Source organism: Singulisphaera sp. GP187 (genome assembly GCF_900129635.1).
In the GTDB taxonomy this organism is placed as follows: domain Bacteria; phylum Planctomycetota; class Planctomycetia; order Isosphaerales; family Isosphaeraceae; genus Singulisphaera.
In genome coordinates this window covers 2,300,810-2,326,233 of record NZ_FSRB01000002.1, presented here as the reverse complement: position 1 = coordinate 2,326,233, position 25,424 = coordinate 2,300,810, and the positions used below count along the sequence as shown (strand labels likewise).

General features: G+C 62.5%; 16 protein-coding genes. 3 read left to right on the top strand and 13 right to left on the bottom strand.

All coding sequences use genetic code 11. The features are described 5' to 3' along the window. Positions 1–35 precede the first annotated feature (35 nt). A complete protein-coding gene (locus BUS42_RS33425) occupies positions 36–1,316 on the top strand; it encodes a DNA/RNA non-specific endonuclease (RefSeq protein WP_254053960.1) in 1,281 nt (426 codons plus the stop codon). A gap of 317 nt (positions 1,317–1,633) precedes the next feature. Here the strand turns inward: BUS42_RS33425 and tssG are convergent, their stop codons facing one another. From tssG to BUS42_RS33385, 8 genes are all read right to left on the bottom strand, one after another. After that, positions 1,634–2,662 carry a type VI secretion system baseplate subunit TssG gene (gene tssG, locus BUS42_RS33420; RefSeq protein WP_074314367.1) on the bottom strand — a complete coding sequence of 343 codons (1,029 nt, stop codon included), beginning with the start codon at positions 2,660–2,662 and terminating at the stop codon, positions 1,634–1,636. Continuing rightward, entirely contained in the window at positions 2,626–4,452 is a 1,827-nt protein-coding gene (gene tssF, locus BUS42_RS33415; RefSeq protein ID WP_074314365.1) for a type VI secretion system baseplate subunit TssF, read from the bottom strand. Before tssF ends, tssG begins: the two co-directional genes overlap by 37 nt. A 3-nt stretch (positions 4,453–4,455) precedes the next feature. Next, positions 4,456–4,941, bottom strand: a complete 486-nt coding sequence (gene tssE / locus BUS42_RS33410) for a type VI secretion system baseplate subunit TssE (RefSeq protein ID WP_074314363.1) — start codon at positions 4,939–4,941, stop codon at positions 4,456–4,458. A gap of 177 nt (positions 4,942–5,118) precedes the next feature. Further along, the gene (locus BUS42_RS33405; RefSeq protein WP_074314361.1) at positions 5,119–5,601 is read right to left on the bottom strand and encodes an Hcp family type VI secretion system effector; all 483 of its coding nucleotides are present in this window, start codon (positions 5,599–5,601) and stop codon (positions 5,119–5,121) included. Positions 5,602–5,754: 153 nt separating this feature from the next. Next, a complete protein-coding gene (gene tssC / locus BUS42_RS33400; RefSeq protein ID WP_074314359.1) occupies positions 5,755–7,248 on the bottom strand; it encodes a type VI secretion system contractile sheath large subunit in 1,494 nt (497 codons plus the stop codon). Between the two features lies 1 nt (position 7,249). Further along, positions 7,250–7,774: a type VI secretion system contractile sheath small subunit gene (gene tssB / locus BUS42_RS33395; RefSeq protein ID WP_074314357.1), complete on the bottom strand. Its 525-nt coding sequence runs from the start codon at positions 7,772–7,774 to the stop codon at positions 7,250–7,252. Positions 7,775–7,994: 220 nt separating this feature from the next. Next, entirely contained in the window at positions 7,995–9,884 is a 1,890-nt protein-coding gene (gene tssA, locus BUS42_RS33390) for a type VI secretion system protein TssA (RefSeq protein WP_074314355.1), read from the bottom strand. Between the two features lie 2 nt (positions 9,885–9,886). After that, positions 9,887–10,735: a type VI secretion system accessory protein TagJ gene (locus tag BUS42_RS33385; protein WP_074314353.1), complete on the bottom strand. Its 849-nt coding sequence runs from the start codon at positions 10,733–10,735 to the stop codon at positions 9,887–9,889. 481 nt (positions 10,736–11,216) lie between these two features. On the opposite strand from BUS42_RS33385, the gene BUS42_RS42230 reads away from it, so the two are divergent. After that, positions 11,217–12,746: an FHA domain-containing protein gene (locus tag BUS42_RS42230; protein WP_083670942.1), complete on the top strand. Its 1,530-nt coding sequence runs from the start codon at positions 11,217–11,219 to the stop codon at positions 12,744–12,746. 121 nt (positions 12,747–12,867) lie between these two features. On the opposite strand, the gene BUS42_RS33375 is transcribed toward BUS42_RS42230, so the two are convergent. From BUS42_RS33375 to tssK, 3 genes are read right to left on the bottom strand one after another with little or no spacing between them, the layout of a single operon-like run. Beyond that, positions 12,868–14,286 carry a type VI secretion protein IcmF/TssM N-terminal domain-containing protein gene (locus BUS42_RS33375; protein WP_074314349.1) on the bottom strand — a complete coding sequence of 473 codons (1,419 nt, stop codon included), beginning with the start codon at positions 14,284–14,286 and terminating at the stop codon, positions 12,868–12,870. Between the two features lie 25 nt (positions 14,287–14,311). Continuing rightward, positions 14,312–14,938 (bottom strand): DotU family type IV/VI secretion system protein, encoded by a 627-nt coding sequence (locus tag BUS42_RS33370; protein ID WP_074314347.1) that lies wholly within the window; start codon positions 14,936–14,938, stop codon positions 14,312–14,314. 10 nt (positions 14,939–14,948) lie between these two features. Next, positions 14,949–16,343 (bottom strand): type VI secretion system baseplate subunit TssK, encoded by a 1,395-nt coding sequence (gene tssK / locus BUS42_RS33365; protein WP_074314345.1) that lies wholly within the window; start codon positions 16,341–16,343, stop codon positions 14,949–14,951. Positions 16,344–16,686: 343 nt separating this feature from the next. Here tssK and BUS42_RS33360 point away from each other — a divergent pair, with 343 nt between their 5' ends. Beyond that, complete coding sequence (locus BUS42_RS33360) at positions 16,687–20,643, top strand: hypothetical protein (RefSeq protein WP_074314343.1); 3,957 nt, start codon at positions 16,687–16,689, stop codon at positions 20,641–20,643. 151 nt (positions 20,644–20,794) lie between these two features. On the opposite strand, the gene tssH is transcribed toward BUS42_RS33360, so the two are convergent. After that, entirely contained in the window at positions 20,795–23,464 is a 2,670-nt protein-coding gene (tssH, locus tag BUS42_RS33355) for a type VI secretion system ATPase TssH (protein ID WP_074314341.1), read from the bottom strand. 746 nt (positions 23,465–24,210) lie between these two features. After that, positions 24,211–25,239: a Gfo/Idh/MocA family protein gene (locus BUS42_RS33350; protein ID WP_083670939.1), complete on the bottom strand. Its 1,029-nt coding sequence runs from the start codon at positions 25,237–25,239 to the stop codon at positions 24,211–24,213. Positions 25,240–25,424: the final 185 nt, after the last annotated feature.

Sequence of the window (25,424 nt, the reverse complement as noted above, 5' to 3'; positions counted from 1 at the left end):
AATCGATCAGACCTCGATCTCCGTTCGCTCCGACCGTGGCACCCGGACGGGGACCGGAACGGTTTCGCGTCCCGGGGCCGATTTGCTGGACGCGCGACCCCTACCTCGAACGAAACATCGCGTTCGTTGCCGAGGCCTGGGAGTTGGCCCGAGCTCGTGACGTTGAGACGGCGATCACGAGTCAGACGGGCGACGAATTCCTGGCGCTCATCCGCAGCCTGGTCGGCGGCCTGTTGATGGCGGCCGACCTCATGGAGGAACTCAACGCGGGCGGCGCGAGTGCCTTGGGGGTCGGCGTCACCGGGCTCCCGGGAACATTGGTTGGCGCGGGCACCGGTTACGCGTTGAGTTTGCGGTTCCTTGAGGGGCTCGAGGCCGGTTTCCTGCTCAGCGAACTGGCGCCTTATCTTGAGGTGGTCGACCGCGCCTTTGCGCGGGGCATCGCCGAGGCCTGGGAGTCGGCGGGTTCGTCCTTCCGGATCCATGCGGCCGCTTTGATCATGGCCGACGCGGTCGGGATCTTCTTCAGCCTGCTCCTTCAGGGCCTCATCGCGTTTCTGGCCAAAGAAATGGGCGGAAGGGCCCGAGGACGGCTTCGCGTGGCCCTGGCCGAGCAAAAGGAGACCAAGCTGCTGAGGGCGAGCGTTGGACTCGAGACCTGGATCCTCATCCAGTACGATCGGCTGATCGAACGCTTCCGAGCCGACGCCTTGTTTCAAGGGCAGGGTTCCTCCCAGGTCGCGAACGCCTCGACGAGTGGAGTGATCGCCCCGCGGATTCAGCCGAACCCGTTGCTTCCTGATATCAGCAACGACTTTCGGTTTGAAGAAACGGTGAGGGATGGTAAGACCTACAAAATCGGCAGCGGTCGGCTTGGCGTTCCGGGTCGGGTCCGAACCCATCGCAACCAGAACGCCCAGCGCGGGGTTTCCGAGGGGAGCGGCGATGACGCGGGCCACCTGATCGGCAATCGCTTCGGCGCCCCGGGCGGTCCCGAAAACCTCTCGCTTCAGAACTGGGTGGCGAACCGCTACGGCACGTACAAAGGCCTCGAAGATGCGTGGGCCGAGGCATTAAAGACCGGCTCGGAAATCGAGGTCACGGTAACGGACATCACCCGGCCCAATGAAGACCGACCATTTATGCGTGAGGTGCGCTGGACCGAGATCGAGGCCGACGGCAAGCGATTGGCTCAGAACCTGACGTTCGCGAACATGCACACTCCAAAGAGCCGAAAGGCCCAGGATATCGCCCCGACCAACCCATCAGGTGAGATGGGCAAGGTCATCGAAGTCGACTTCACCAAGAACGACTAACCGCAAACCTCAAATCAAAGCCGGCATCGATCGTCCCATCGGGTGGACACGTCTCACCAAATTCTTCCAAGCGGCTTGCCACGCGTGGGTGCACGGTTCATGAGCGGGCGAAACCTGGTGGGCCGTGCCCACCCTACAAATTGGAGACCGTCGTCACGTTACGGGAGGCTCTTCGTCCATCGGAGGACAGGGAGCTCACGCTCCCCGCTCGCCTTGGTAAGGCGAGCGAAGACTAATGACCAAGGGACGGCACCGGTGTTGATGGGACTCGGGGGGAAATCCTGGTAACGTGGCGATATTGCCACAAAACAACATGTCTAGACGCTCGAAGTAAACACGGCGTCGTCGACATCTTTTTGGAGCGGACGACTCCGAAGCCAGGCGTGGCGTCCCAGGCGGGCGCCGCCGCTTCCTTGCGAGGAGAGACGGCAAGGGGGGACGTCTTCGGCCTTTAGAATGAGTTGGACGTCGAACTCGAATTCGACGTCGACGAAGAGCCGGACCATCTGGGCCACGGCGAGGAACTCCGGACCGTCGGGTTGCAACGCTTGGAACCGGTCGAAGGAGAGTGGGCCGAGTCGAATCCGAATCTTCCCTTGCGCGTCCCAGGCGCGCGATCCGAGAACCAGGCTCCCACCGAGTTCGTTGTTGCGACCCAATGCCCCCAGGGAAGAGCAATCGCTCGGTTCGAGTTGAAGCCAACGGCCGACGAACTGCTCGATCTCGATCGGGAAATCGAAATAGTCGCGCAGGAGACTCTCCAGGACCACGGCGGGACGTTGCCTGCGAGCGAAAAAACCGGAATAAGGCAGGAGCGCGGCGTCAGGGAATTCGTGGCGGTTCCGGAGTGCCGTGGTCCCGAGCCCGATCAGGTCGAAGAGGTGGCGGGCGAACGGTTCATCGCCGCCGTGCTCGCGCGCGACAATGAAATGATGTTTTTCCCAGGCTCTGTAAAAGAGTGAGATGAGCCGGTGGTTGATCAGATCGAAGAAGGCCGCGAGCGAGTGATCCCCGAGTCGCGAACGCTCCATCAGCAGTTCGGTGTAGACGTGGGGGAGCACGCCTGAGGGGCCGGTCAAGCCGAAGAAGTTGACCCGCATGCCAGGCGCCGCGCCCGGGAGGTCGCGAGGTTCAAGGCTTCGGATCGAGCTGGCCGGGAAGCTCATCGTGAGATGGGTCAGGAACCGGACAACTTCACGGTTGGCCGGTCCTTCGCGGCCGACCGAGGCGCGCTCCGGGTTCAGCCGGGCCAGGAGCCTGACCGCCTGAAAAAAATCGAACCGATAGGGCTCCTCAAACAGCGTTTGCTCTAGAGGAGGGTCCGTTCGCCGGCTCGGGGTGGCCATTGCTTCAAGATTCCTTCGCGCTGTCGCGTCTTGGCGACCATCCTGGTAAATGAATTGATCGACGTATAGAGCCCGAAGAATCGGTCCAGCACACTGGCGAGCAGAAAAACGCCGCCCCCCACGAAGTGGGTCTCGTCGAACTCGACGGTCACCTCGGTCCCAAGGCAAACGGCGCTGCCGATCTTCCGACCGGTGCGGACCGGAACCCGCCGGCTCGACACTCCGGTCACGCCAGCGATCTGCTGCCGGGTCGCCGCGCTATCGGCGAAGTTATAGATCATTAAGATTTCATGCAGTGCGTCCAGCCCTTGCTCGGTGTCGGCCAGCGAGAGGTGATTGAGCGAGAGTAGCGAGATCAGACGCCACTGGGCGTTCCGCCCCAAGGGGGGACGGAGCGGCTTGGTCGGCTTACGCAGGCAGCGGACGCGGCTCACCGGTCCTTGCCCTTCGAGCTCAAAGTCTCCTTGCTCGCCGCCAAAGGGCAATCGGCTCGGCAAGTCGCGATTCGTGCAGGTGACGTGAACTGTGATCGTCTCGCTGGCAGGGAGCTTGGGGTTGAAGCCGGGATCAACGAATGAGAGTTCCACTTCGGTTCCCGGGTCGTCCTTCACCTGGGAGGCGCGCCGAGTCGAATACCAGTAGGCCCCCGGCGCTTCGCCTTGCCGTGCATGGCGCATCGAGTAGAACGGTTCGTAGGCCAACGGTTCGTCGAGGAACCCGCCGACGCTGGACACCCGATCGATCGAGTAGACCTCGGTGGCCATCTGGCGATGGACGTCGGGGACCACCCGATACTTGTACTGCGTCTGGCTGAGCGAGATCGGCTCGGCGACCGTGGTGTAGAGGTTGACGACCGGCGTACAGCCGAGCCGGAATGTGTCGGCCTGCACCGGCAGCTCGTTCCGAGGCGAACGGTTCAGGAAGAACATCAACTCGATCGACCCGCCAAATTTTCGGCCGAAGAGGGCTTGGAGACCGGTCAGATCGAAGAACAGGAACTTCTCCGGAAGCGCGAAATACTCCTGGATCAGGCGGTAGCCAAGGAACGACCGGTTCGGATAGTCGAACATCCCTTCATCGCGGCCGAACCCGACCGATTCAATCGCGTCGGGGGGGAGCACGAGGGACTCATACCGCCCATCCTCGAGTTTACTCCGGACTTGGACCTGACAAACATTATTGAGGAGAAGCTCGTAAAGGCTGTAAGGCAAGGGGCCTGAGCCGTCGAGATAGAAGCGCAATCGATCGATCGCAAGCTGCGAGAATTGCGCTCCCCCGAGGCACGAGAGGGTCAGTTGCAGGAGCGCGACGGCCCCCGGGGGCTTGCCGGCCACGACGACCCGGTCCGGATCGAGCCGCGCGGCTACGACTTCGATCGGCCAGAGCGTGACCGGGTAGGTGGTTCGGAACGGGCAGGGGGCCCCATTGACCGGCCGCGAATTGATCCGGCTCCCGCGCTCGATCGTGAACCCTTCGGCGAGGTTGGCCTGCGCCCGGTTGAGCACGAACTGCACGATCGACAACGAGGGAAGCGGACGCTGAAAGTGAGGGTAGAGAACTCCGAGGAGCGAGTCGGTGATCTCAGGAAACTCATCGTCGATCTTATGGCGAATCCGCGCGGTCAGGAAGGCCACCCCTTCGAGCAGGCGTTCCACGTGCGGGTCTTCGCACTTGTCCGACTCCAGGAGCAGTCGGGCCGCCACCTTGGGGTACTTCTGGGCGAACTCGGCCCCGAGCTCGCGCAGGTAGGCCAGCTCGCCGTTGTAGTAGTGCAGCAGCTCGTCGATCATTGCTTAATCACCCTGCACGACGAAGGCCCGGGTCGTCAACTGGAGCACGGAGTCGAACGTGACCGGCTCGGGCGCGGGATCGACCCGGAGCATGGCATCGATCCGAAACCGAAGGCTCCGATCAAATTCACGCCCCTCGACGGTCGTGACCGAGACTCGGGAGAGTCGAGGCTCGAACCGAGCGATCGCTTCCTCGACCGTGCGCCTCAGCTTGTCCTGGTGAAGGGCATTGCTCAAGCTCGAGGACGAAAAGTCCGGCATCCCATAGGTCAAGATCGAACATGAGAGCTGTCGCAAATCCTCGGGCCATTGCGCCAGGAGTTGTTTGCTGTTCAAGAGCCATTCGAGGTCGCGCTTGACCGACTCCTTGATCTGCGCCGGGAGCGGATTTCGCCCGGACTGCGACTCGGTCGAGACTTTCGGTTCAAGGTCGATCAGCCGGTCGAGAACCGAGGGCAACAAAGAGTATTCGATTGGCGCTCGCGGCATCGGACCTCCTCATTTCGTTTTTCTCGGCAGTCATTATGGCCGCCGTTCGCGGCCCGCCAAAACAAAAACGCCACCGGGGGCCCGAAAGGCCTCCGGTGCGACGCGTTTTTTTTGGCTCGTGATGGTGCCGCAACCGCCGGCCTGATGGGATCCAGCCCCACTCAGGCTTGGCGGCACTCAGCCGCCCGTGTTGGTCTTCATGTCCCAGTGCTTCTTGCCGGCCGACTTCGTGATGCCCTTCTCGTCCTGGGCCAGGTAGTCGATCTCGACCTTCGAGTAGTTCAGGCTGATCTGGTCCATGGGGACTTCGCCCCCTTGCGACCCGCCGGTCTGGTAGCTCGAGACGAGAACGTCGGAGAGCGTGACCACCATGAAGTTCTGCTGGGTACCGCCGGCCTTGCGGCAGGTCAGCTTCGCTTCCTTGAGGTGCTTGCCGTTGGCACAGAAGAGGAAGAGGGTCGGCGACGCCGAGTTGTTCCGCATCACGAAGTGGAAGTCGTTCATCGAGACCTTGCCGGCACCAGCCCCGGTCCCGTGTGAGGAGGCACCGAGTTGGGTCGCTCCCCAACTGAAGGACTCGATCTCGATCTCGCCGGAGTGCGACTTGTCTTTTGATTCACCTTTGACATCAGTAATCTTCAGAAACATGTCAACAGCCATTGCAGCAACTCCTCACAGGTTTCCGCTTTTGGTCCGGTCGGCCATCCCCACCGGGCTTACTTTCATTACGACATCCTGGCATCTTGGTGACGTCGGTCCCACGAGATTTCTCGAACGGTCCTCGACGTCACCAGACGGAAGCCCACCCTGCGATCAACCGCCCGACGCCGGAGGCGGCAGTTCGGCCACCATGCGGAGCGAAACCGTCAGCTCGTCGAGCTGGAAGTGCGGGCGGAGGAACGCGATCGCCTTGTAGGCGCCCGGCTTGCCGGGTACCTCCATGACATCAATCCGGGCTTCACGCAGCGGATATTGCGACTTCGTCTCCTGGCTCGCGGAGTCGTCGGTCGTGACGTACTGGGCGATCCAGGTGTTGAGGAACGTTTCGCACTGGCTGCGGCTCATGAAGCTGCCCAGCTTGTCGCGCATCATCGACTTCAGGTAGTGGGCAATCCGCGACACCGCCATGATGTACTGGAACTGGCTCGAGAGCCGGGCATTGGCATTGGCGGCGTCGGTGTTGTAGAGCTTGGACTTCTGGGCCGACTGGGCGCTGAAGAACGCGGCGTAGTCGGTATTCTTGCAGTGCACCAGTGGGATGAAGCCGAGATCCGCGAGCTCTTTCTCGCGACGGTCGGTGATTGCGATCTCGGTGGGGCACTTCAGGGCCACGTCCCCTTCGTCCGTGCTGAAGGTGTGGACCGGCAAGCCACTGACCAGGCCGCCCCCTTCCACCCCTCGGATCGCCGCGCACCAGTGGTGGCGGGCGAACGACTCGGTCAAGCGGGTCGCGAAGGCGTAGGCCGCATTGCCCCAGAGATACTTCTTGTGATCGGCACCGTCGACGTCCTCCTCGAAGTTGAACGCTTCGACCGGAGTGTTGTCACGCCCATAAGGCGTCCGCATCAAGATATGCGGGAGGCAGAGGCCGACGTAGCGAGAATCCTCCGAGTCACGGAACGAGCGCCACTTGACGTAATCGTTGGTCTCGAAGGTCTTGCTCAGATCACGCGGACCGGACATCTCGGTGAAATCGTCCCAGTTGAACAACTGGGGGCTGGCGGCGGTCATGAACGGGGCGTGCGCTGCGGCGGCCACGTTCGAGATCTTCTCCATCAGCGCGATGTCCTGGGTACTACGACTGAACTCGTAGTCGCCGACCAACGCGCCGAACGGGGAACCGCCGAACGTGCCGAATTCTTCCTCGTAGACCTTCTTGAACAAGGCGCTCTGGTCGAACTCGGGAGCGCGCTCCATGTCCTTGAGGAGGTCTTTCTTCGAGACGTTCATGACCTTGATCTTGAGCGTCGGTCCCGTCTCGGACTGATGGACGACGTAGTGCAGTCCGCGCCAGGACGCCTCCAGCTTCTGAAAGTCCTCGTGGTGCAGGACCGCGTTGAGCTGCTTGGAGAGCAGGATGTCGATCTGCGCGATCCGCGCGTTGATCATCGCCTGCGTGTCTTTCGACACCCTCATGGTCCCGGTCATGACCTGATCGACGAACTCACCGATCAAATCCTTCGCAAGCGCCCTCTGCTCCTCGTCACGAGCCATCCGGCCTTGCGAGATAATCTGGTCGAGGAGGCTGACCTCCTCGTGCGATGTGGTAGCCGACGTCGGCTGACTTTGTTCGGCGGCTTCGCTCATCTTAAGACTCCTCCGACTTGGACTCGACGCGTCCCGTCTCGCTGCTCAACTTCTTCAACGAATCGGTATTGTTGACCACGTCCTGGAGCAGCTGCTCGAGCGTGTCGTTACCGTCCATCTTGGTCACGAGGTCGGAGAGCCGGTCACGTGCTTCGAGAAGTTTGCGGAGCGGCTCGATCTGGCGAACGACCTGTTCAGGCTCGAAGTCGTTCATATGCCCAAATTTAAGCTCAACGTTGATCTTGGTGTTGTCGTTCTGCAGGGTGTTGTCCACCTGGAACGCCAGCCGAGGCTTGATTGCGTTCAGGACCTTGTTGAAATTGTCGCGGTCGATTTCAACGAATTTGCGGTCCTTCATCTTGGGCAAGGACTCGATCGGCTTGCCCGAAAGGTCGGCCAGAACGCCCATGACGAAAGGCAGTTCCTTGACCTGGATGGCGCCACCGATTTCGACGTCGTAAGTCAAATGGACGCGGGGACGACGCACGCGATCCAGCTTGTGTTGGGTGCTCTCGAATGACGGCATCTGTTTTTTTCTCCCGAACGGAACACGTTCGAATCCGAGAGGGGTAGGTAAGGTAACATCACTGCGGTATCAGGGCTCAAGGATGTGGCCTTGAAGCGTTTGTGTCAATCGAATTCCTCGGCGTGCACGCGAGGAAAGGCAAGTCGCTTCCTTGGCTCGAGAGCGTTCGGTCCGCGGCCTCCGAGCCGCGGACCTTGGGGGGTATAACCCCATGCATGGATTAGTGAGGGTGGTCTCCCTCCAACGCCAGTGCCTGGTTGATGTCGAGGCGGCAGAGGCGAGCAAAAACGGGTTGCAGTTTCTCCGCGGCCGAGCTCCCGGCACCGACGGCGCGGAGGCAGCGGTAGAATGCCGCCCAAACCCGAGCGCAAAGCTGTTCGGATTCCCATTCCTCTAAACGGAATTCATCCACCAGCCGCGCCAAATCTTCGGAAAGCGGCAGCGCGACTTGATGGCGATTCGCCATCAGACAGAGTTCGGCGAGTTGCAGTTTGCGTTGGAACCGTTCGCGACCGCTCGAGGCCATGGCCAAGGCGCGCCGAATCAAGTCGATCGCTTCGTTGATCCGCTTCCCCTGGACCAGCTCAAGGGCCTCGGTCCAGACGTCCGCCGGCTCATCGGCCGCTCGCTCGCTGGCGTCGGGAACATACGGTTCCATCGGAGGCGGTTCATAAGTGACCGGTTCGTCAGGTTCCGAGGCGACCGGTTCAGGAGCAGGTGGGACGATCTCTTCCAGGAGCCAGTTTCGGGTCTCGGCATTCGCCGTCGGGGTTCCGTCGCCCAGCTCCGAGTTGCTCAGCTCCGGGAAGTCGGTCAGGTAGGTTCGCAGCAAGCTGCGACACGCCAGCGCGGCCGACGAGCGGTCGATATCGCCCGATGCCATCGCGGCGAGTGCATAGCGGTGTGCATCGAGCCAGGCCGTTCCTTCGGGCCGGCCGAGCGCCTGTTCGGCCTCTTCCAAGAGTTGGGTCCACTCCCCCTCCTGGGCGAGCTTTCTGAGGCTCATCCGAACCTCGCTCGAGGGTGCTTCACAGACGGAGACGTCCGCGGGTTGTTGGCCTTGGCCGTACAATTCCCCCATCCGCAGGGCCCGGACGACGAGGAACGGGGCCGGACTGCTCGGATCGTTCTCTCTCAGGTAGGCGCTCGCTTCGAGGATCCGTTGGTGGGCATCGGCCACGCTCGTGATCGGGCCACCGGTGGACCGGGCGGGCCGCACTCGGCGCCGGGGCGCGGCGACTTGCGGCTCGTCATCGTACGAGCCATCCGGCTCAGCGGAACCGAATTCGTCCGCGGTTTCGGGCTCCGCCGTCTCATCCTCGGGCTCGGGTTCGAGCGATCGTTTCAGGTTCAGAATCGGCTCGAGGACGTTGCGGCAATCGGTGAGCGCTTTACGGACCGAGACCACCCCCGGCGAGTCCCGCCCTAACCGTTGATCCATGCTGTCATCGAGAGCCTTGAGCGCATCAATGCTCCCACGAAGGTCCTCGACCAAGGTCTCGTAGAACGACTTGGGCGTTTGGGCCACCGCATCGTCGAACTGCTGGCCGGTGATCTTTCCTTCCGCGATCAACGCATCCATCGCATCCTGGCTTTTCAGCCCGGCGTTGTCAGTCGCTCGCGACTCCTGCCAGCGGTAGTAGGAGTACCGCTCGTCGCCGAATCCGCGGCACAAGGGGAGGCTGCGGATCAAGGGAGCGACCACACTCTCAAGGAAGATGAACGGGCCGGAGCGTGACTCGAGATCGCCATCGTCGATCTCGGGGTAATAGGTTTCCCAGAACTGCTCCTGGATCCCAAGCATCAGCAAGAAGCCGTCGCGGAGACCGCCGAACGCGTGCCGACGGCCGAGCGCCTCGGTGATCCAGGCGGCGACTTGCAGATCCTTCGACTGGCCCTGGAGGATCTCCATGCCCAGCTCGATGACGCGCTCCCAGTCCGCGACCTTGGCCTTGCGCTGCCAGTCCCCTTGCAGGGTGTCGTCCTCGGACCGTCGCGCTTCGCGCAGTTCGTCGTAAACGGCCTCGTAGGCGAGGTTGCGTCCCGACGGGTTATCCCCTGGGATCGGTGAAAGACACTCCTCGACGTTCAGAACCGATGTCGTGGCCATGGTCAGGATCGATCTCCCGCCGGCGATTCCGGGTCCAGCTCGCCCGTCGTGCCTTCTGCCATGGGAAACTGCGCTTGGCCGAGTTCTTGCAGCGTCCGTACCTCTTCGCCCACCAGGAACGACTTGCGGCCCACTCCTCGAATGATTCCGGAGCCGACGTCCACCCAGTCGGTCTGGCGTCCGAGTCGGAGCGGACCATCGGGGCTCGCCGACGTCCCCGGATAGAGGCTCGGGAGGTAGACCTCACCGAGTTGACCGTCATAGGTTGCCAGCTTCGCCGGCGCCCAGAGCAGGTCGAGCAACGTCTTCGGCTTGGGGACTTCGAGGAATTGGACGTGAGCCCAGGGGACCCAGTAGTAACCGGTCGTTGAGAAGACCTCGAGTACCGGGGCCAAAATGTCGTCCGCATCCCGAAAGTCGTCGAATTCCACCCCGTCCGCGGTGCCTCGGACGGCCTCGTGGCTCGCGGCCGCCCGCTCGAGCAGGGCTCGAGCCTCTTCGAAGCGTCCTTCTCGGGTCGAATCGAGGGCGTCGAGGTGAAGGGTCACGCTCTCCGGCGGCCTCACGAGAAAACGCGGGCGTTCGCCCTTCTCGAAGAGCTGCGTTCGCGCCCGCTCCGCGTTTAAAAGGCCCTGATAGACCCGCAGTCCGTTGACGTACGCGATCTCGGTACTCTTGGTGCGAACCACGTCGAGTTGCTTCTCCGCGCGGACGAGGTCGCCGGCGTAGCAATGCAACTGAAAGAGAATGGTGCGCAGCTCGAGGTCGGTCGGATTGGCCTTGATTTCCTCGTTCAATGCACGGATCGAGTCCGTGAGCTGACCGCGGTCCAGAAACTCTTTCGCATTCATGGTAAACCTTTTCCGAACGTCGGACGAGCAAGCCCTGAACTTTCGAGATTGTCGGCGCCGCGGCGTTGGTTGCGTCGACCGTAACTTGCCGTCTCAACAACCGGCAACGTTTCGCGTGGGAGGTCGCTGGGGAGAGGAGCCAACATCATACTGGCCGTTTGCCAGAAAGGGACACCGTACCGGTGAGATTTGGCGATTTCGATCGTCCACGATCGGACCACTGACATTCTGCAATGTCGAAGCTCAGAGCGCGCAGGCTGTCACCTGCGTCACCCGCTTGAAAATCGCGCGTAATAAATCAGGCCTCATTCGTTCGAACGCACTTTGACGAGGGGGGCCGCAACGCCTATAGTGTACGAATCCACTGGGTTAGTGCCGATACTTGCATCGGGACCGTCGCGATTTTTGCTGGTGGCCCGAAGCAAGTCCGGATTGACTCGAATTCGATGTCGCGGGTTCTTTAGCGAGCCGGAGAAGTCGGATGGCGCAAATCTGTCCCCGATGCGATGCGACTGTCGGCGACGATCTCACGCGCTGTCCAAGTTGCGGAGCCGATCTCGATCCTTGTCGGACGATCCCGCCGGCGCGTCCCAGGCAGATCACGCCCGCGAAAGCGCCGGCCACGGCACGCAAAGCCAGTCCGGTGGAGCGGTCGGACTATCCCGACGAGAGGGAGACCGCTACACCTGCGGCGGCACCGCCGCCCAGGCCGATCAAGAAAGTCAAGCCGCGTCCGGTCGCCCCGCCGGTGTCGGCCCAGAGCCCCAATGCCCCGACGCCGCAACCTGCGAAACCAGGTCCCCAGCTCGCGTACACGCCATCGACCTCCACCGGAGAAATGGCGTATGCGTCGGCCTATCCTCCTCCGGCGGAGGCGGCTCCGACACCCGCTCCCCAAGAGAGTCGAGGCGGGTTGCGCGGCTGGATGATCAAGATGCTCGGCGGAGCGCCCCCGGCGCCTCCCCAGTCTCAGCCGCAGCCACAGGCTCACCCCGGGGCGGGTGCTCTCCCTTACGGCTATCTGCCTCCCGGTGGCGCCCAGCCACAGCCCGGCATGCCCCCGGCCGCGCATCCGGGAATGTATCCGCCGGGCGCGGCTCATCAGACACCCCCGGTCATGCAACCGGCCCCGGGACCGGGCCATCATCAGGCACCACCACCCGGCTGGCCCGATCAGCCCCAGCAGCCGGTTCCTGGATTCGGCATGCACCATCCCGGCCAACCGGGGGCCGGTGCGCCGCCACACCACGATGCTCCCCCCTCTCTGCTCGACCCGTTTGCGGGCGGGTCGGACGAATACGCCAAGACTCAGTTCCTGGGCGGGGTCGACCTCGATAAACTGAAGATCCCCAAGTACACGTTCACGCTCCAGATCCTCGACAACCAAGGACAGTGGCGCGATTGGGGGCCAATCCACGCCAACGGCCTCAACGTCGGTCGTGCCAAGACGAGCGCCGAGTTTCCTGGCCTCAGCAGCATGGCCGTGCGGCACATGAAGTTACGTTACGAACGCACGACCCTCGTCGTTGAGGATCTCGGCTCGATCAACGGCGTCTACCTGCGGGTGATTCAGCCGACCGAGCTGAACGATGGGATGCGGTTTCGGGTTGGCAACCAGACGATCGAGTTTCATGAACCGGCCGCGTTCGAGCCGGCCGCGCCCTTGGTCGGGGAAGACGGCGAGGAATACTGCAGCCGTGATCTCGAACCGCTGGCCTTTCTGGACCTGATTCGGCCTAACGGTCAACCGGGGCTTCGATTCCCGATCACAAGACAGGATGCGACGATCCTCGGCCGCGAAGGACCGAACACGCACATTGCGCTGACCAGCGACAACTCCGTGAGCGGAATGCATGCGCGGATCTATCGCAAGGATGGCAAGTTCATCCTCGAGGATCTGAAGAGCCGCAACGGCACCTTCGTGCATGTGCTGGGCTCGACCAAGGTCACGTCGGGTGACGTGCTCTTGACCGGCCTGGTCCTGTTCCGGGTCGTCGACCACCAAAGTTAGCGAAGAAACGCGGAACGATCGCTTCAAAGTGGTTTTCGATCGGGTGAACCGGATTTGAGCCACTCGAAGGTGAACCGCGCCTAGGATGGGATTCTTACATCAGTGAGTTGACGGCGGCGTCCTAGCGGACGACGCGGAAAACCACGATCAGCCAGACGATCAGCATGATGACTGGCCCCGCCCACCAGATTGCATTGCCCGTCATCATGATGATGACCAACCAGGTCAACAGGGAAAGGCCACCGCCCACGAGCCCCACTGCCAGGGCGAGCTTGCGGTAGAAGCGGTCATCCTCCTTGGCCTGTTGGGTCCACTGGGTCACCGGATGCTCGGCGAGGATCCGACCGCGCGGACCACGCAAGAGTCCAGCCGTGAAGGCCTGCTCGCGCGGATTCGCCCCGGTCGCCGTGAAGTAACAGCCGCGGAACAGCATCGGCTCGGTTTCCCGATGGGTCGAGAAGGCCGCTTCCAGCACGGATCGGAGTCGCTTGCGATAGCGGCGGAATTCGATGTCGAGGCTGAAGAGTTGGTTATTCCCGGGCACGTTGAACAGGTCATCGGCCATCAGGCTCAAAATCCAGCCGTGATACCAGCCTGACATCCAGATCAGGCCGTTTTGAACCAGGTCGCCGCTGAACGGGTGCGACGCGGGAACGGCGAAACCGCAACGGCTTTGCCGGAGTGCGGTCGACATCCGCCCCACGAACTCGGGGAACCCCGGGGTCGTTTCCATCTCGGAAAAGACCGCGAACACCGGGCAGCGGACCTTGAGCACGCGTTCGATCGTCCGCAGGTCTTCGCGCACCGACGACGACCATTTCACCGATTCAGGTTGGCCCGCCCAGGTGATCGGGAACAGGACGACCACGCCGCGCACGACCGGGCAATTGGGACGTTCGGCCAGCAGCCGTCGGCAGACGTTCTCGAGGCTTCGGCTCCCCTCCTCGTTCTGGACGCCGAAGGCCGAGGCCCCCGCCACGCTCAGGAAGATGCCGTCGGCCGTCGCGTACGCATGCACGGGCGCTTCGCCGTCGGGGCCTTCGGCGAAGAGTTGAAGTCCGGCGGAATGGACCAACGCCGAGGCCCATCCTTCGTCGGGGACCAAGACCAGATAGACGTGCTGCGCTCCCGGCTCGATGCGGGCATTGCTCAGCCGGAGCTGGATCTCCCGCCACGCGGAGTCGATCGCGGACGACTGGTCGGTTCCCCCCTCGACCGGACCGTCGGGAACGGCGGCCGTTCGACCCTGGTAGAGGAGCCGGCCGAACGAAATCAACGAGAGGGTAAACCCGACAAGCAAGACGAAGATCCAGGGCCAGAAATAGTTGAGTAGGAGCGGGGGGGTTGACTCATCAAGGAATGCGTGTGCGGGATTGCGGATCGGCAGGAGGAACAGGAAGACGACCGCCGCCACCGCGATGCAGAGCACGGTAAACCAACGCCAGGACCAACGGGCCAAGAAAAAGGCGCCGACCGCCGTGATCGCGACCCCAATGGTCAACGCCACCCACTGCCCGAATCCGCTGAAGTAATAACTCACGTTGCCTCTCGGTGGATTGGGGCGTTTATCGTGGATGCACGGCCAAGACGAAGCAGGCCAGGGTCAGCAACGCCGTGATCGAGACCAGGACACTGACGGCCAGCAAGATCGACTGCCCGGGTAAAGGGCTCAAGGGCTCACGCTCGAGCGACTCGTCCGGCAGGAACTTTTCGGGTTGAAGACCACTCGAGGCAATCCGGTTGTAGATCCGCTCGGCCCAGGCGCGAAGTTCCGGCTGGCTCTCCACGTACTTCCCACGAAACCCGAGCGCTACGCACAGGTAGTACGTCTCCAGGGGGTCGGTGTTGGCAAGCACTTCGGCCTCGTGGGCCTTCTCAAAAAAACGATCGGCGCGGAGCCGTTCCTGATAAATCTCCCACTCCAAGATCTGCTGGCGCCATTCCAGGGCGTGCGACCAGTGCGAGTTGATCAGGATCTCGTCGATCCAGTACACCAAGGCGTGCTTGGCGAGCTCAAAGTCGTGCGACAACTGGCTCGAGATGCCGGCCTTCCGCGCGGCTTCGTCGAGGGCCACGACAATTTGTTCCCGTTCCGGGCCAAGCGGGGGGTTCTCCCCCGCTTCCAGACGTTGCTGGAGATCGAGCACGGTCTGGAACACGGGGCTAACGAGACTGGCGAAGGGGTCGGTCATATTGAGTATTTTAGATAATAAACAGCGCGAATTGAAGGTTGGTGGTCTTGCTTCCCTTGGGCGGCACAACCGACAAGATCCGATCGCTCTGGAAGGTCGCACGCGCCAGGTTCATGCGGATCGCCATGGAGCAAGTATCGGCCACGTCACGCCAGAACACCTGGTCACGTTCGATCTGGTAGTAGACAATTCCAGTGCCCGCCGGCAGGGCACGGGGCGGCCGCACGATCGGCACGAGCTTGAGACCACGCAAGGCCTGCTTGAAGATCTGCTCGACCCTTGACGTGCTTCCCAGCTTCATATCCATCGCCCGGAGGAGCTGTTCGCAATCATCATCCCCCAGTTCGGTCTCGACCCCGAGGAAGAGGGTCTTGGTACTGCTCAACCAACCGGGTTCCAGGCTGACCTGAAGCCGTTCGCCGTTCTTCTCGAAGTAGCGCTTCTCGAACGCCGACGGGGCGATGGTATCGAGTCCGAGCTGAATATACTTGATCACGGTGTAGAAACAACCACCGATGTCCTCGTGGTCATACGGCGGCAGCGCCGGCGGCCGGCGCGCGTCCATGAAGATGGCAAGCTGTCCGACCAGTCGGCAAAGCTCGTGGAAGAGCACCAGTGGCGTCAGGCCCCGGACGAAGACGATCGACTCGAACGCCGAGAGCGCTCCATTCAGGGTGGCCAGCTTGAGCAACCGTTCCGCGTCGCCCGGGACCTGGCTATCGAACGAGATGCTCCGGTCCACGATCTGGGCGGCCAGTTGGTCGACCTTGGCCCCGATCTGGTGGTAGAGCGACTGGACCATCTGCCAGAGCGGCGTCCAGGCGTCCAGCACGAGCAGCGGAGGCACGTAGTCGACATCCAGTTGCGGAGGCGCTTCAAACTGAGCGGCCCGCTCCACCCGTGCCAGGGGAAGCACTTCGTAGCCGGTATGATCCTGGGTCGAGAGCAGCAAGCGCGCGCGGGTTCGCCGGACCAGGAGCGCCTGCTCCTCGCTACCGGTGTTTTCGTCGGTGATCTCCAACTCGTCGACCCAGTACCGCGGGCCGTTGGCGGTCGGGACCTCCTCGACGTTGGCGCGCCCGGCCTGGAGCGCGGGGACCGCCAGGTAGATCATCGCCGATCCCGCACTCGCCAGGGCGTTCCTCAGCTCGACGGGATCGACGGTCCCGTCCCCCGGGATCGAGATTTTGGTCCCATCCTTGAAGCGGGCCTCGCACGACCGGAGCACGGCCGAGTAGTTGCCGAACGCTTCGCGGTCAAACTCCACCGAGCGCACGCCCCAGTTGAACGGGTGGAACCAATCTTCCGAGTCGCGGAGACCTTCCCGAACATTCCGGTCGGCGACCTGGAAGTGCTGAGGGCGTAGGAACATGCCTTCATGCCAATGAATCGGTCGGCTTGCCATCGGACACTCCCAGCCCCTGACCTCATCGGAAACGTGTGAAGAGCATAGCCGATCGGCGGGGCGATCTGAAAGGCTGGCCTTGGTTCGCGGAAGAATTCGGAAACGGGCTCGTTTCTCCGAGACGGTTGCGCCGTAGTTTCGAGACGGAACCGATTCAATTCCTACGCGAAGGTGTGCGCTCTGGGACACAAGTTATTGACGCACTTTCCAACAGCCCATCATACTGAAGAAAGTCGGTCACAACACGAGGCGAAATATCGTAAACTGAGCACGCCGAGATTCTCTCCGTCGATTTTGCGCTCCGTGTTACGGCAAGTCTCGTCCCCATGGTTTTGAGCGGGTTATGACGACAACAACGCTACAGCCCGGCCGTCGGCGATTCGGACTGGTCGATACCCAACGAATTTCCAAACCGAGGCTCTCGCGACTCATCCTGGTCTTTACCGGGATGGTGATTGCCCTGGTTCTCTTCATTTGGCTCCTCTTTTGGATTAACCCCACCCGCCGCGGGATTGGCGGCCGCTGGATCGCCCAGCGCGGGCTGACTCGGCCCTGGCTCGGCCACCAGGCCGCGGATATCGAAAAGATTACGGGGGCCGTGCGAGGCACCGCGCCCGAGTCGGACTACGGGTCGTTCCGCGACGTCCTCCGCGATTATTTGAACAAGGCGGCCAATCGGCCGGTGGTGCTCTATGTCTCGGCCGCGGGCGTGGTCGACGACAAGGGAGCGGTTCTGCTCCGCGACGACGGCGGAATCATCGGGGAAAGCTCGGAGCCGGATGCGCAGCAGTCTGCGATTTCGCTCGAACAGCTTTTCGAGGTGTTCAAGGACGCGGGCGAGCGGTTTCCGAGCCAATCGCGGTTTCTCATCTGGGATGCCGGTCAGATTGGCACCGATCGCAATCTGGGCGTCTACGCCAACGGCTTCTTACCCAAACTCCGGTCGTACCTGGCGGAGAATCCGGTCAAACGCCTGATCATCCTGAGTTCATGCGCACCAGGGCAGACGAGTGCCACCAGCGAGTTCGACAATCGCTCCGTTTTCGGCTATTTCGTCGAACAGGCCCTGGCGGGCAAGGGGAGCACCCCGAATGGCCTCACCGTTCAATCGCTCACCCGCTACGTCCGATCCCAGGTCGCGCTCTGGGTCCGCAACCACCGGCAGGCGGAGCAAACCCCCGAGCTTTTCGGTGACACCACACTCGACTTCCCCCTTCCTCGCTCCCGCAAGCTGACTCAGGCCGCGGCGCGACCGGAGGGTGACGAGGAGAAGGAAGAAACGAATCGATTCCTCAAACGACTGGAGCGGGCTTGGGCCGAACGCGACAATTGGCAGAAACGAAAGCCGTATCGCGCCGCGCCACGAACCTGGCTGCGGTATCAAGAGGCTCTGCTTCGCGCCGAACGCCTTTTCCGCTCCGGCGAGATGACCGAGGCCGAGTCGGCCCTGAACAGCCTTCCCAACCTGGCCGGTGAGGTGACCCGAGTTCCCGCACTCGCAGGTTCGCTGGCACTCCTCGAAAAGCAGTTGGCCAACGCGCCGGAGAAAGCCCAAGAAAAAACGTTGGAAGACGCCCGCGGCTCGATCAATGAGGCGCTCGATCTCATCCTCGGTGGGGACGAGTCGGCCACCCCTGGAGACGACGCGGACGGAGCGGAGAAGGCGGACGAGCCAGCGGCAGTGACCGAGAAAGAGAAAGAGTCAGACAAAGGCGAGGCGAAAAAAAAGGGGGAGCCGGGGCCGGTCCCCCCCGCGAAGCGGGAAATCAGCGCCAAGAAAGCGCCTGGCGCTCTCGATAAGAAGAAAACGGAGTCGGGACACGGCACCCTCACGAGTCGTCGCAAAGCGGATTCACCGATCGCGCGGCTCTCGGCCCTCGATGACGATCGTCGTCCCTTGTTCCCCGAGGCGCAACTGGTCGTCTGGGCCGACACCTTCGTGACCCGAGGTCCGGACCGCAACGCGTTCCGAGGTCGACGCGGCGAGGCCCTCGAGAGGGCGATGCAGACCCGCACGCTCGCCGAGGGCGCGGCCGCTTCGGACGAGCGAATCAACCGTTGGATCCGACCTTGGGTCGAGGCGGGGGACATCCACCGCCGCAAAGGCCAGGATCTCTTGTTCGCCGCGGAGCCGGCCGTTCCCCGCTGCCTCGAGGCTCTCGACCTGGCGGACGAAGCCTATCAAGTCGCAACCAAGAACGCCGAGATCTGCGAGCAAGCCATCGACCTGACCGAGCAACTCTCCGCGGAGTTACCCTACTACGGCGAATGGAGAGCGAGACGCGGCGGTCGACTGGAAATCGGTCTCGACCCCGCGTTTCAGGAACTGCTTGACTCGGCCGCGGAGCTGGCGCGACTGATCCACTCGGTCCCTCCCCCGCTCCGAACCGACGGCGATCCCCTGGCGGGGCGCGACGAGCAGATCCAGCGCATCAAGCGTCAGACCAGCGCGGTTGCCGAGTCGTTTCGCGGACTGACCGACGACTTCCACAACCAGTGGGAAGGGGGCCGCTGGCGCGACCTCGACACGGTCCTCAAGGTCCCCCTGATTCCGGCCGAGACCCGGATGAAACTCCTCAACCGAGTTCGCTCGCGGCCCGTCGCCTCAAGCCTGGAAGGGACGCCGACGGACGGCTCGCCCTCGTCCTCGGACGGGTCGGAAGGGCACCTCAAGCGAGAGTCGGACGCGTTCCGCGCCGAGCGTGCCGCGCGGTCGGCGACGAATCTGGACCCGACCTCGAGCGAAGAAGAATCGCCCCCCGACCCCAACTTCTGGCGAACCGCCTCCGGCCTCGCCCGGCTCGAACTGGGACTGCTCGAGATCGGTGGTGCCAAGAAGGAAGAAATCGCCTCGCTGCGCGAGACCTACGACCGGGCCTGCCGAAAACTGGGAGGATCCCCGTTCGCCGAGTTCGCCGAGTTCTCGGAACGGATCAGGAGCCTTCGTCGCGCCCGGCTCAGCGCCATCGGCGAGAAGCCGAATCCCGAATTGCTTTACGAATACCTCGACGCTAGCGATCGCGCGATTCGGGTCCTTGCCTTGGCCGACGAGGTCGGTCGCGACAAGGTCGTCGAACTGCGGATCCGGTTCCTGCGCCGGGATCTCTCGACCTGGCATGGCCAACGCTTGCTCGACGACTTCGCGCCCCGGCAAACCCTCGCCCTTCTTGAGAAAGCAGGGGAAGATTTCGGCGATTCCGATGAGCTCCGGAAAACCGTCGAGAAGGCGAAAATCATGCTCCGAGCCAGTTTGCTCGTCGACGCCCAGGCGCCCCAGCAGCCCACGCTCGACGACCAAGAAGGCATGACCGTAAGTATCAAGGTCCGCTCGGAGGGAGAGATCCCGTCCGGTGACGCAGTCGCCTTCCTCGGCCACGACCTCCGGTTACCGGTGTCGGTCAATCAAAAAGGCGCTGACACGTCGAGCGGAGCCGCGGGGACGTTGGTGCCGATTGGCGCAGGCAATCCGGCCGATCCGGTCGAGTTCGTCGTGGAGCGCACCGACTCGACCCCCGAGACGGTCTCGATCCCGCTCGAGCCGGGTGCATTCTATCGCGGGCAGATCTTTCCCAAGGATCTCACCGCCTCGGCGATCGTCTTCCGTTTGACCCCCGGCAAGGAGGGGATTGATGTCACCCTCAGGCAGAGTGACCGAAAGTTGATCAAGATTTACGGCGATCAGTTCGAGCGCCATCCGGGGCAAGGCTTCCTCCACCCTCACACGCCGCTCGCCTATCGGTTCGTGATCAATCACACGCTCACCAAGCCGGCGAAGATCTGGGTTCGCTATGGTCTGGATGGGATCGACAGCACGTTCGTCACTCGGAAGGACGTCAAACTCGAACCAGGGCGGCCCAACGACGAGATCGGTGACCGAGTCGATACCGACTCCCATGAGATTTCGCTCGACAAGCCGCGTTATCTCGTCCTCGAAATCCGCAAGGACACCGAGATGGGGCGGGTTCTGTTCAAACGCAGGTATCCGTTCCGCCAGATCGCACCGTCGCAATACATCCGAGTTCAGGATGGGTTCGACGAGGTCCAGAACATGGCCTACGTCAACGTCTGGCACCTGAAGAGCGACCCCGTGTGCGGCCCGTCCGACGTGATCGTCACCCTGGACGGGCAGACGATCAAGACGACGCTCGACCGTGGAGCCGCCGAACAGTGGTGGCGGATCTATCCCAAGCCGCCGCTGCCGGTTGCCTGGAAGGTCCAGGTCGAGCAGGTCATCGACGCCTTCAAGGGAAGGATCGACACCGGTGTGGTTCCCCCCGAGAAGACGGCCCCGGCTCAATGAGCAGGACAGCGAGAAGTCGAAAACTGGTGGGCCGTGCCCACCCTACAAGAGAAGAAGTCTTGAAATGATTTCTCTTGTTGGTTGGGCACGGCCCACCTTGAAATCGGCTGGGGAGCTCACGCTCCCCGCCGTATTGCGATTGCTTGGTCGCTCAGGAGAATTGGTAGCGGAAGTTCCCTTGTTCGTCGACGTCCACCTGAACGGTGGAGAGGACGTCGCCCGCGGCCATGCGAGTCAGGAACTCCTGGGAAAGCTCCGGCAAGAGACTGCGAGTCAGGATCTGGTCGACGTTGCGTGCGCCGCTCTGGACTTCCTTGCAGCGGCTGGCAATGTTGGCGACGATTTCGTCACTGTAGGTCAGCGCCGCTTTGTGGTTCTCCCGGACCCGCTTGACGATTCGGTCGAGCTGGAGCCGAACGATCTGCTTCATCACATCGTCAGAGATCGGATAATAGGGGACGACGACCAGGCGCCCGAGCAACGCCGGGGGGAAGACCTTGAGGAGCTCGGGGCGGAGCGCCTCGACCAAGCCGGCGGCTTCGGGCGTGGTATCTTCGTCGGCACAGAGCGCCATGGTCGTATCCGTACCGACATTCGACGTCAGGAGGATGACCGTGTTCTTGAAGTCGATCACGCGTCCTTCGCCGTCCTCCAGCGTGCCCTTGTCAAAGACCTGGAAGAAGAGCTCCATGACGTCGGGGTGGGCCTTCTCAACCTCGTCGAGCAGGACCACGCAGTAGGGCTTGCGCCGGACCGCTTCGGTAAGAACGCCGCCTTCGCCGTAGCCGACGTAGCCGGGAGGCGAGCCTTTCAGCCCTGAAACGGTGTGGGCTTCCTGATACTCCGACATATTGATGGTGACGAGATTGCGCTCGCCGCCATAGAGCGAGTCGGCCAGCGAGATCGCGGTCTCGGTCTTGCCCACGCCGCTGGGTCCGACCAACAGGAAGACTCCGATCGGCCGCCGGGGGTCGGTCAGGTTGGCCCGGGAGGTCCGGATTCGCTGACTGACGGCCTCGAGTGCCTGGGCCTGGCCGATCACGCGTTCTTCGAGCTTCGTCTTGAGGTTCAAGACCGTCCTGATCTCATTGGCCAGCATCTTGCCCACCGGGATCCCGGTCCAGCCGGCGATCACGGCGGCGATCGTCTGGGAGTCGACGTTCACCTGCATCAACGGTGAGTCGCCCTGGAGGGCTTTCAATTCCAGGTTCCGACTGGCGAGATCGGTCGACAGCGACTCCGGCGGGGCCGTTGGCTCGGTCGGCGGTCCGCCGGCCTTGCCGTTCTTGGCGGCGTGCGCCTTCTCGATCTGGTCGGCAAGCCCACGGATTTCCTGGACGAGCTTCCGCTCCGACTCCCACCGTTGCTCGAGCTCGACGAGGCGGGCCTCAGCCTTGACGAGTTCGTCGTTGGCCTCGGCGAGTCGCTCAACGTGGGGGGCACCGGTCAGGCTCTCGCGTTCGAGGATTTCGATTTCGACCTTGAGGTTGTCGATCTGGCGCCGGCAATCCTCGACGGCCGACGGGATCGCGGACTGGCTGATCGCCACGCGGGCGCAAGCGGTATCGAGCAGGCTCACCGACTTGTCGGGAAGCTGCCGGCCGGGGATATAGCGTGCCGAGAGCCGGACCGAGCCCTCCACGGCCTCGTCGAGGATCCGAACGCCGTGGTGAGCTTCAAGCATGGCGGTAATGCCACGCATCATGACGATCGCTTTTTCCTCGCTCGGCTCCTCGACGCGGATCACCTGGAATCGTCGGGCCAGGGCCGCATCCTTCTCGAAGTATTTCTTGTACTCCGCCCAGGTGGTCGCCGCGATCGTACGGAGCTCGCCACGGGCCAGGGCCGGCTTGAGCAGGTTGGCCGCATCGCCCTGGCCGGCCTGTCCCCCCGCGCCAATCATCGTGTGGGCTTCGTCGATGAAGAGCACGATCGGCACAGGTGACCCTTTCACCTCGGCGATCACTTGCTTGAGCCGATTCTCGAACTCACCCTTGACCCCGGCCCCTGCCTGGAGCAGGCCGAGATCCAAGGTTCTGAGAACCACCTTACGCAGCGGTTCGGGCACGTCGCCCGCCGCGATCCGCACCGCGAGTCCCTCGACGACGGCCGTTTTGCCAACGCCCGCCTCGCCGGTCAGGATCGGGTTATTCTGGCGTCTGCGAATTAGGATATCGACCATCTGGCGGACTTCGGCCTCGCGGCCGAGGACCGGATCGATCTGCCCGGCCCGCGCCCGTGCGGTCAGGTTGATCGTGTACTGATCGAGCGCAGGGGTCTGAGTCGGTACGCCACTAGCGGGTGCGGCTTGCCCGGCGGCCTCGCGCGCGGCCGCCGGCGATTCATCCTCGGCCGAGCCGGCGATCAAGCTCGCCATGCCGCTCGCCAGGACTTCCACCTTGATCTTGGCGAACTCCGTCGAAGCGTCACGGGCGAGCCGGCCCAGTTGTTCATCCTCGAGCAAGGCGAGCAGGAGGAAGCCGGAGCGAACTTGCCGTGCCTGGTACTGGAGCGAAGCGAGCACCCAGGCCGAGCGAATCAACTCATCGATGGCGGGAGCCAGAGTTGGCGTTCGTGCGTTGCCGGTCTTCAATCGATCGAGTGCCTTGGTCAGGTCGCGCTGAAGATGCGCCGGGTTGACCTCGAAGTGGCGGAAGATCCGGGTCAAGTCGCTATCGTGTACCTCGGTGAGTTTCAGTAACCAGTGCTCGATCTCGACGCTATAGTTCGTGCGTGACAGGCAGAGCCCGGCGGCCGCCTGAAGGGAGTTGACGCAGGTCTTGTTCAGCGTCTTGATGACCGCTCCCGAATCCACTCCCATGGCATTACTCTCCTTCGCTCGGTGATTCCGGCGAGTCCAACAGAGACGAGTGTGAGTCAGACGAGTCATCTCCCTTCGGGTTGCCACCGCTCACCTTGCCTCTCGCCGACACGGGCGAGAGACGATGACCCGATGACAACCCAACCGGAGACGACTGCCGGACCGAACTTAACTTTCAAGCAATCCGCTTGTGGATCTTAATCTGACGTGAACAGCAAGGCAATCCGCGGGTTCGAGTCAGGTTTACTCCGCCCGGAGGTCGCGAGTGACGGTGGTTGAGTCAATCCGCGGCCCTGATTTTGTACCACTCGGGCCATGAGCTCACGGATCATCAATGGCGAGCCGAAACCCGACAGCGGAATCGCATTTGTCGAAAACCATCCCCATCGGCCGACAGACACACAAAAACACATTTATGAAAAAATCGATTTGTTAACACAAAGGACTGGCCGGGTTGCCATACGAGTTCGACGTTCCCGTCGGAAAACGGAAGTGTTTCTCCTTCGACCAATGCGTTTCGCGTCCATTCACCCCCACTGCCGGCCATGTCGCGACAACCGACTGGACTCAGAGCGTTGGGCGACGAACCGACCGGCGCGGGACGAACTCGACCGAGCGAACACGCGATCGAACGGCGCCCGCTTCGGCTCATCGTGGAAGTGATGCAGACAGGATCGACCAAGCAAACCGATCGGGCTTGAGCGCGGAGGCGTTCAAGCCCGATCGACATTGTGGCTGAGATTGAGTTACTTGGCGTTGTTCGCCTTCGATCCCTGGGCGGCTTCGGCACGAGCCTTGGCGAGGACGGTCTCCAGCGCAACCGGCTTGCCCCCCTGGCGCTTGCTCTCGTCGGCCGCTTCCATGAAGGCGAGGATTTCCAGGGTTTCGTCCGCGCTGACGGGTGGCTTTCCGGTCTTGAAGAACGTGCAGACCTCTTTGAGCAACAGGTCATACGCACCGGTCCCCACGCACGGGGCGTACCCCTTGGTGCCGAACACCATGGCGCCGTAGCCCCCGGGACCCCGCAGCCCCCGGAACGTGCCGATCCGCCCGTCAGTCCAGGTGCCCGTGACGAATTCGGCGTCGTCGGACTGGACTCGGGTCACAGACTTGCACCCGGTTCCCATCAGCGTGAAGAGGGTCTCAACGCCGTGGATCCCGTACCAGAAGAGGTCGGGGTGATGCTTCTCGAGCTCGCACGGGCTGAACGCGTCACAGCCGCGGATCGCGCCGACCTTCGGATTCTTCTTGATCGCGACGACTTCCGGTGAGTAGCGAAGCGACGAGCTGGAAAAACAAGGGGTTCCCGACTCGCCTGCCAGCTCGAAAATCTTCACCGCATCGGTGAGCGAGCCGGCGGCCGGCTTGTCGATGAAGACGGGCTTGCGCGCCTGAAAGACGGGGCGAACCTGCTCGAGGTGAGGGCGGCCGTCCACGCTCTCGAGGAAGACCACGTCGACCTTTTTCAGCAGTTCGGGGATTGAGTCGACGATCTCCACTTTGAATTCGTCGCGAAGCTGCTTGGTGTAGCCCTCCACACGGTCATGGCTCGAGGGAATATCCGCGCTCCCGCCGGGATAGGCCGCAACCACGCGAACGCCCAGGGAATCCGACCCGTTCAGGAGTTTCGTGAAAGCGATGGCATGGGAGGTATCAAGCCCGATAATGCCCGCTCGGAGTGGTTTCGCAGGTTCTTCCTGGGCATTGGCGATCTGAACAGCCAAACAAAGCATCGAGCTGAGCAAAAGAGGCATCGCGGGGCGGCAACGCGCCATGGGTGGAACTCCAGCAGGGTGGGATCGAGGCAGGACTTTTCACAGGGTATCTAAGCAAGATCTTGGCTTCAGTCCAAGCCCTTGGTCCTCCAAAACCGGGTCCATGAGGTTGCCGCGACTTCGATTTTCGTTCAGGCGACCGACGACTGTGGGCTCCCTGTCGGTTGGAAGGCGATTCGAAGGCA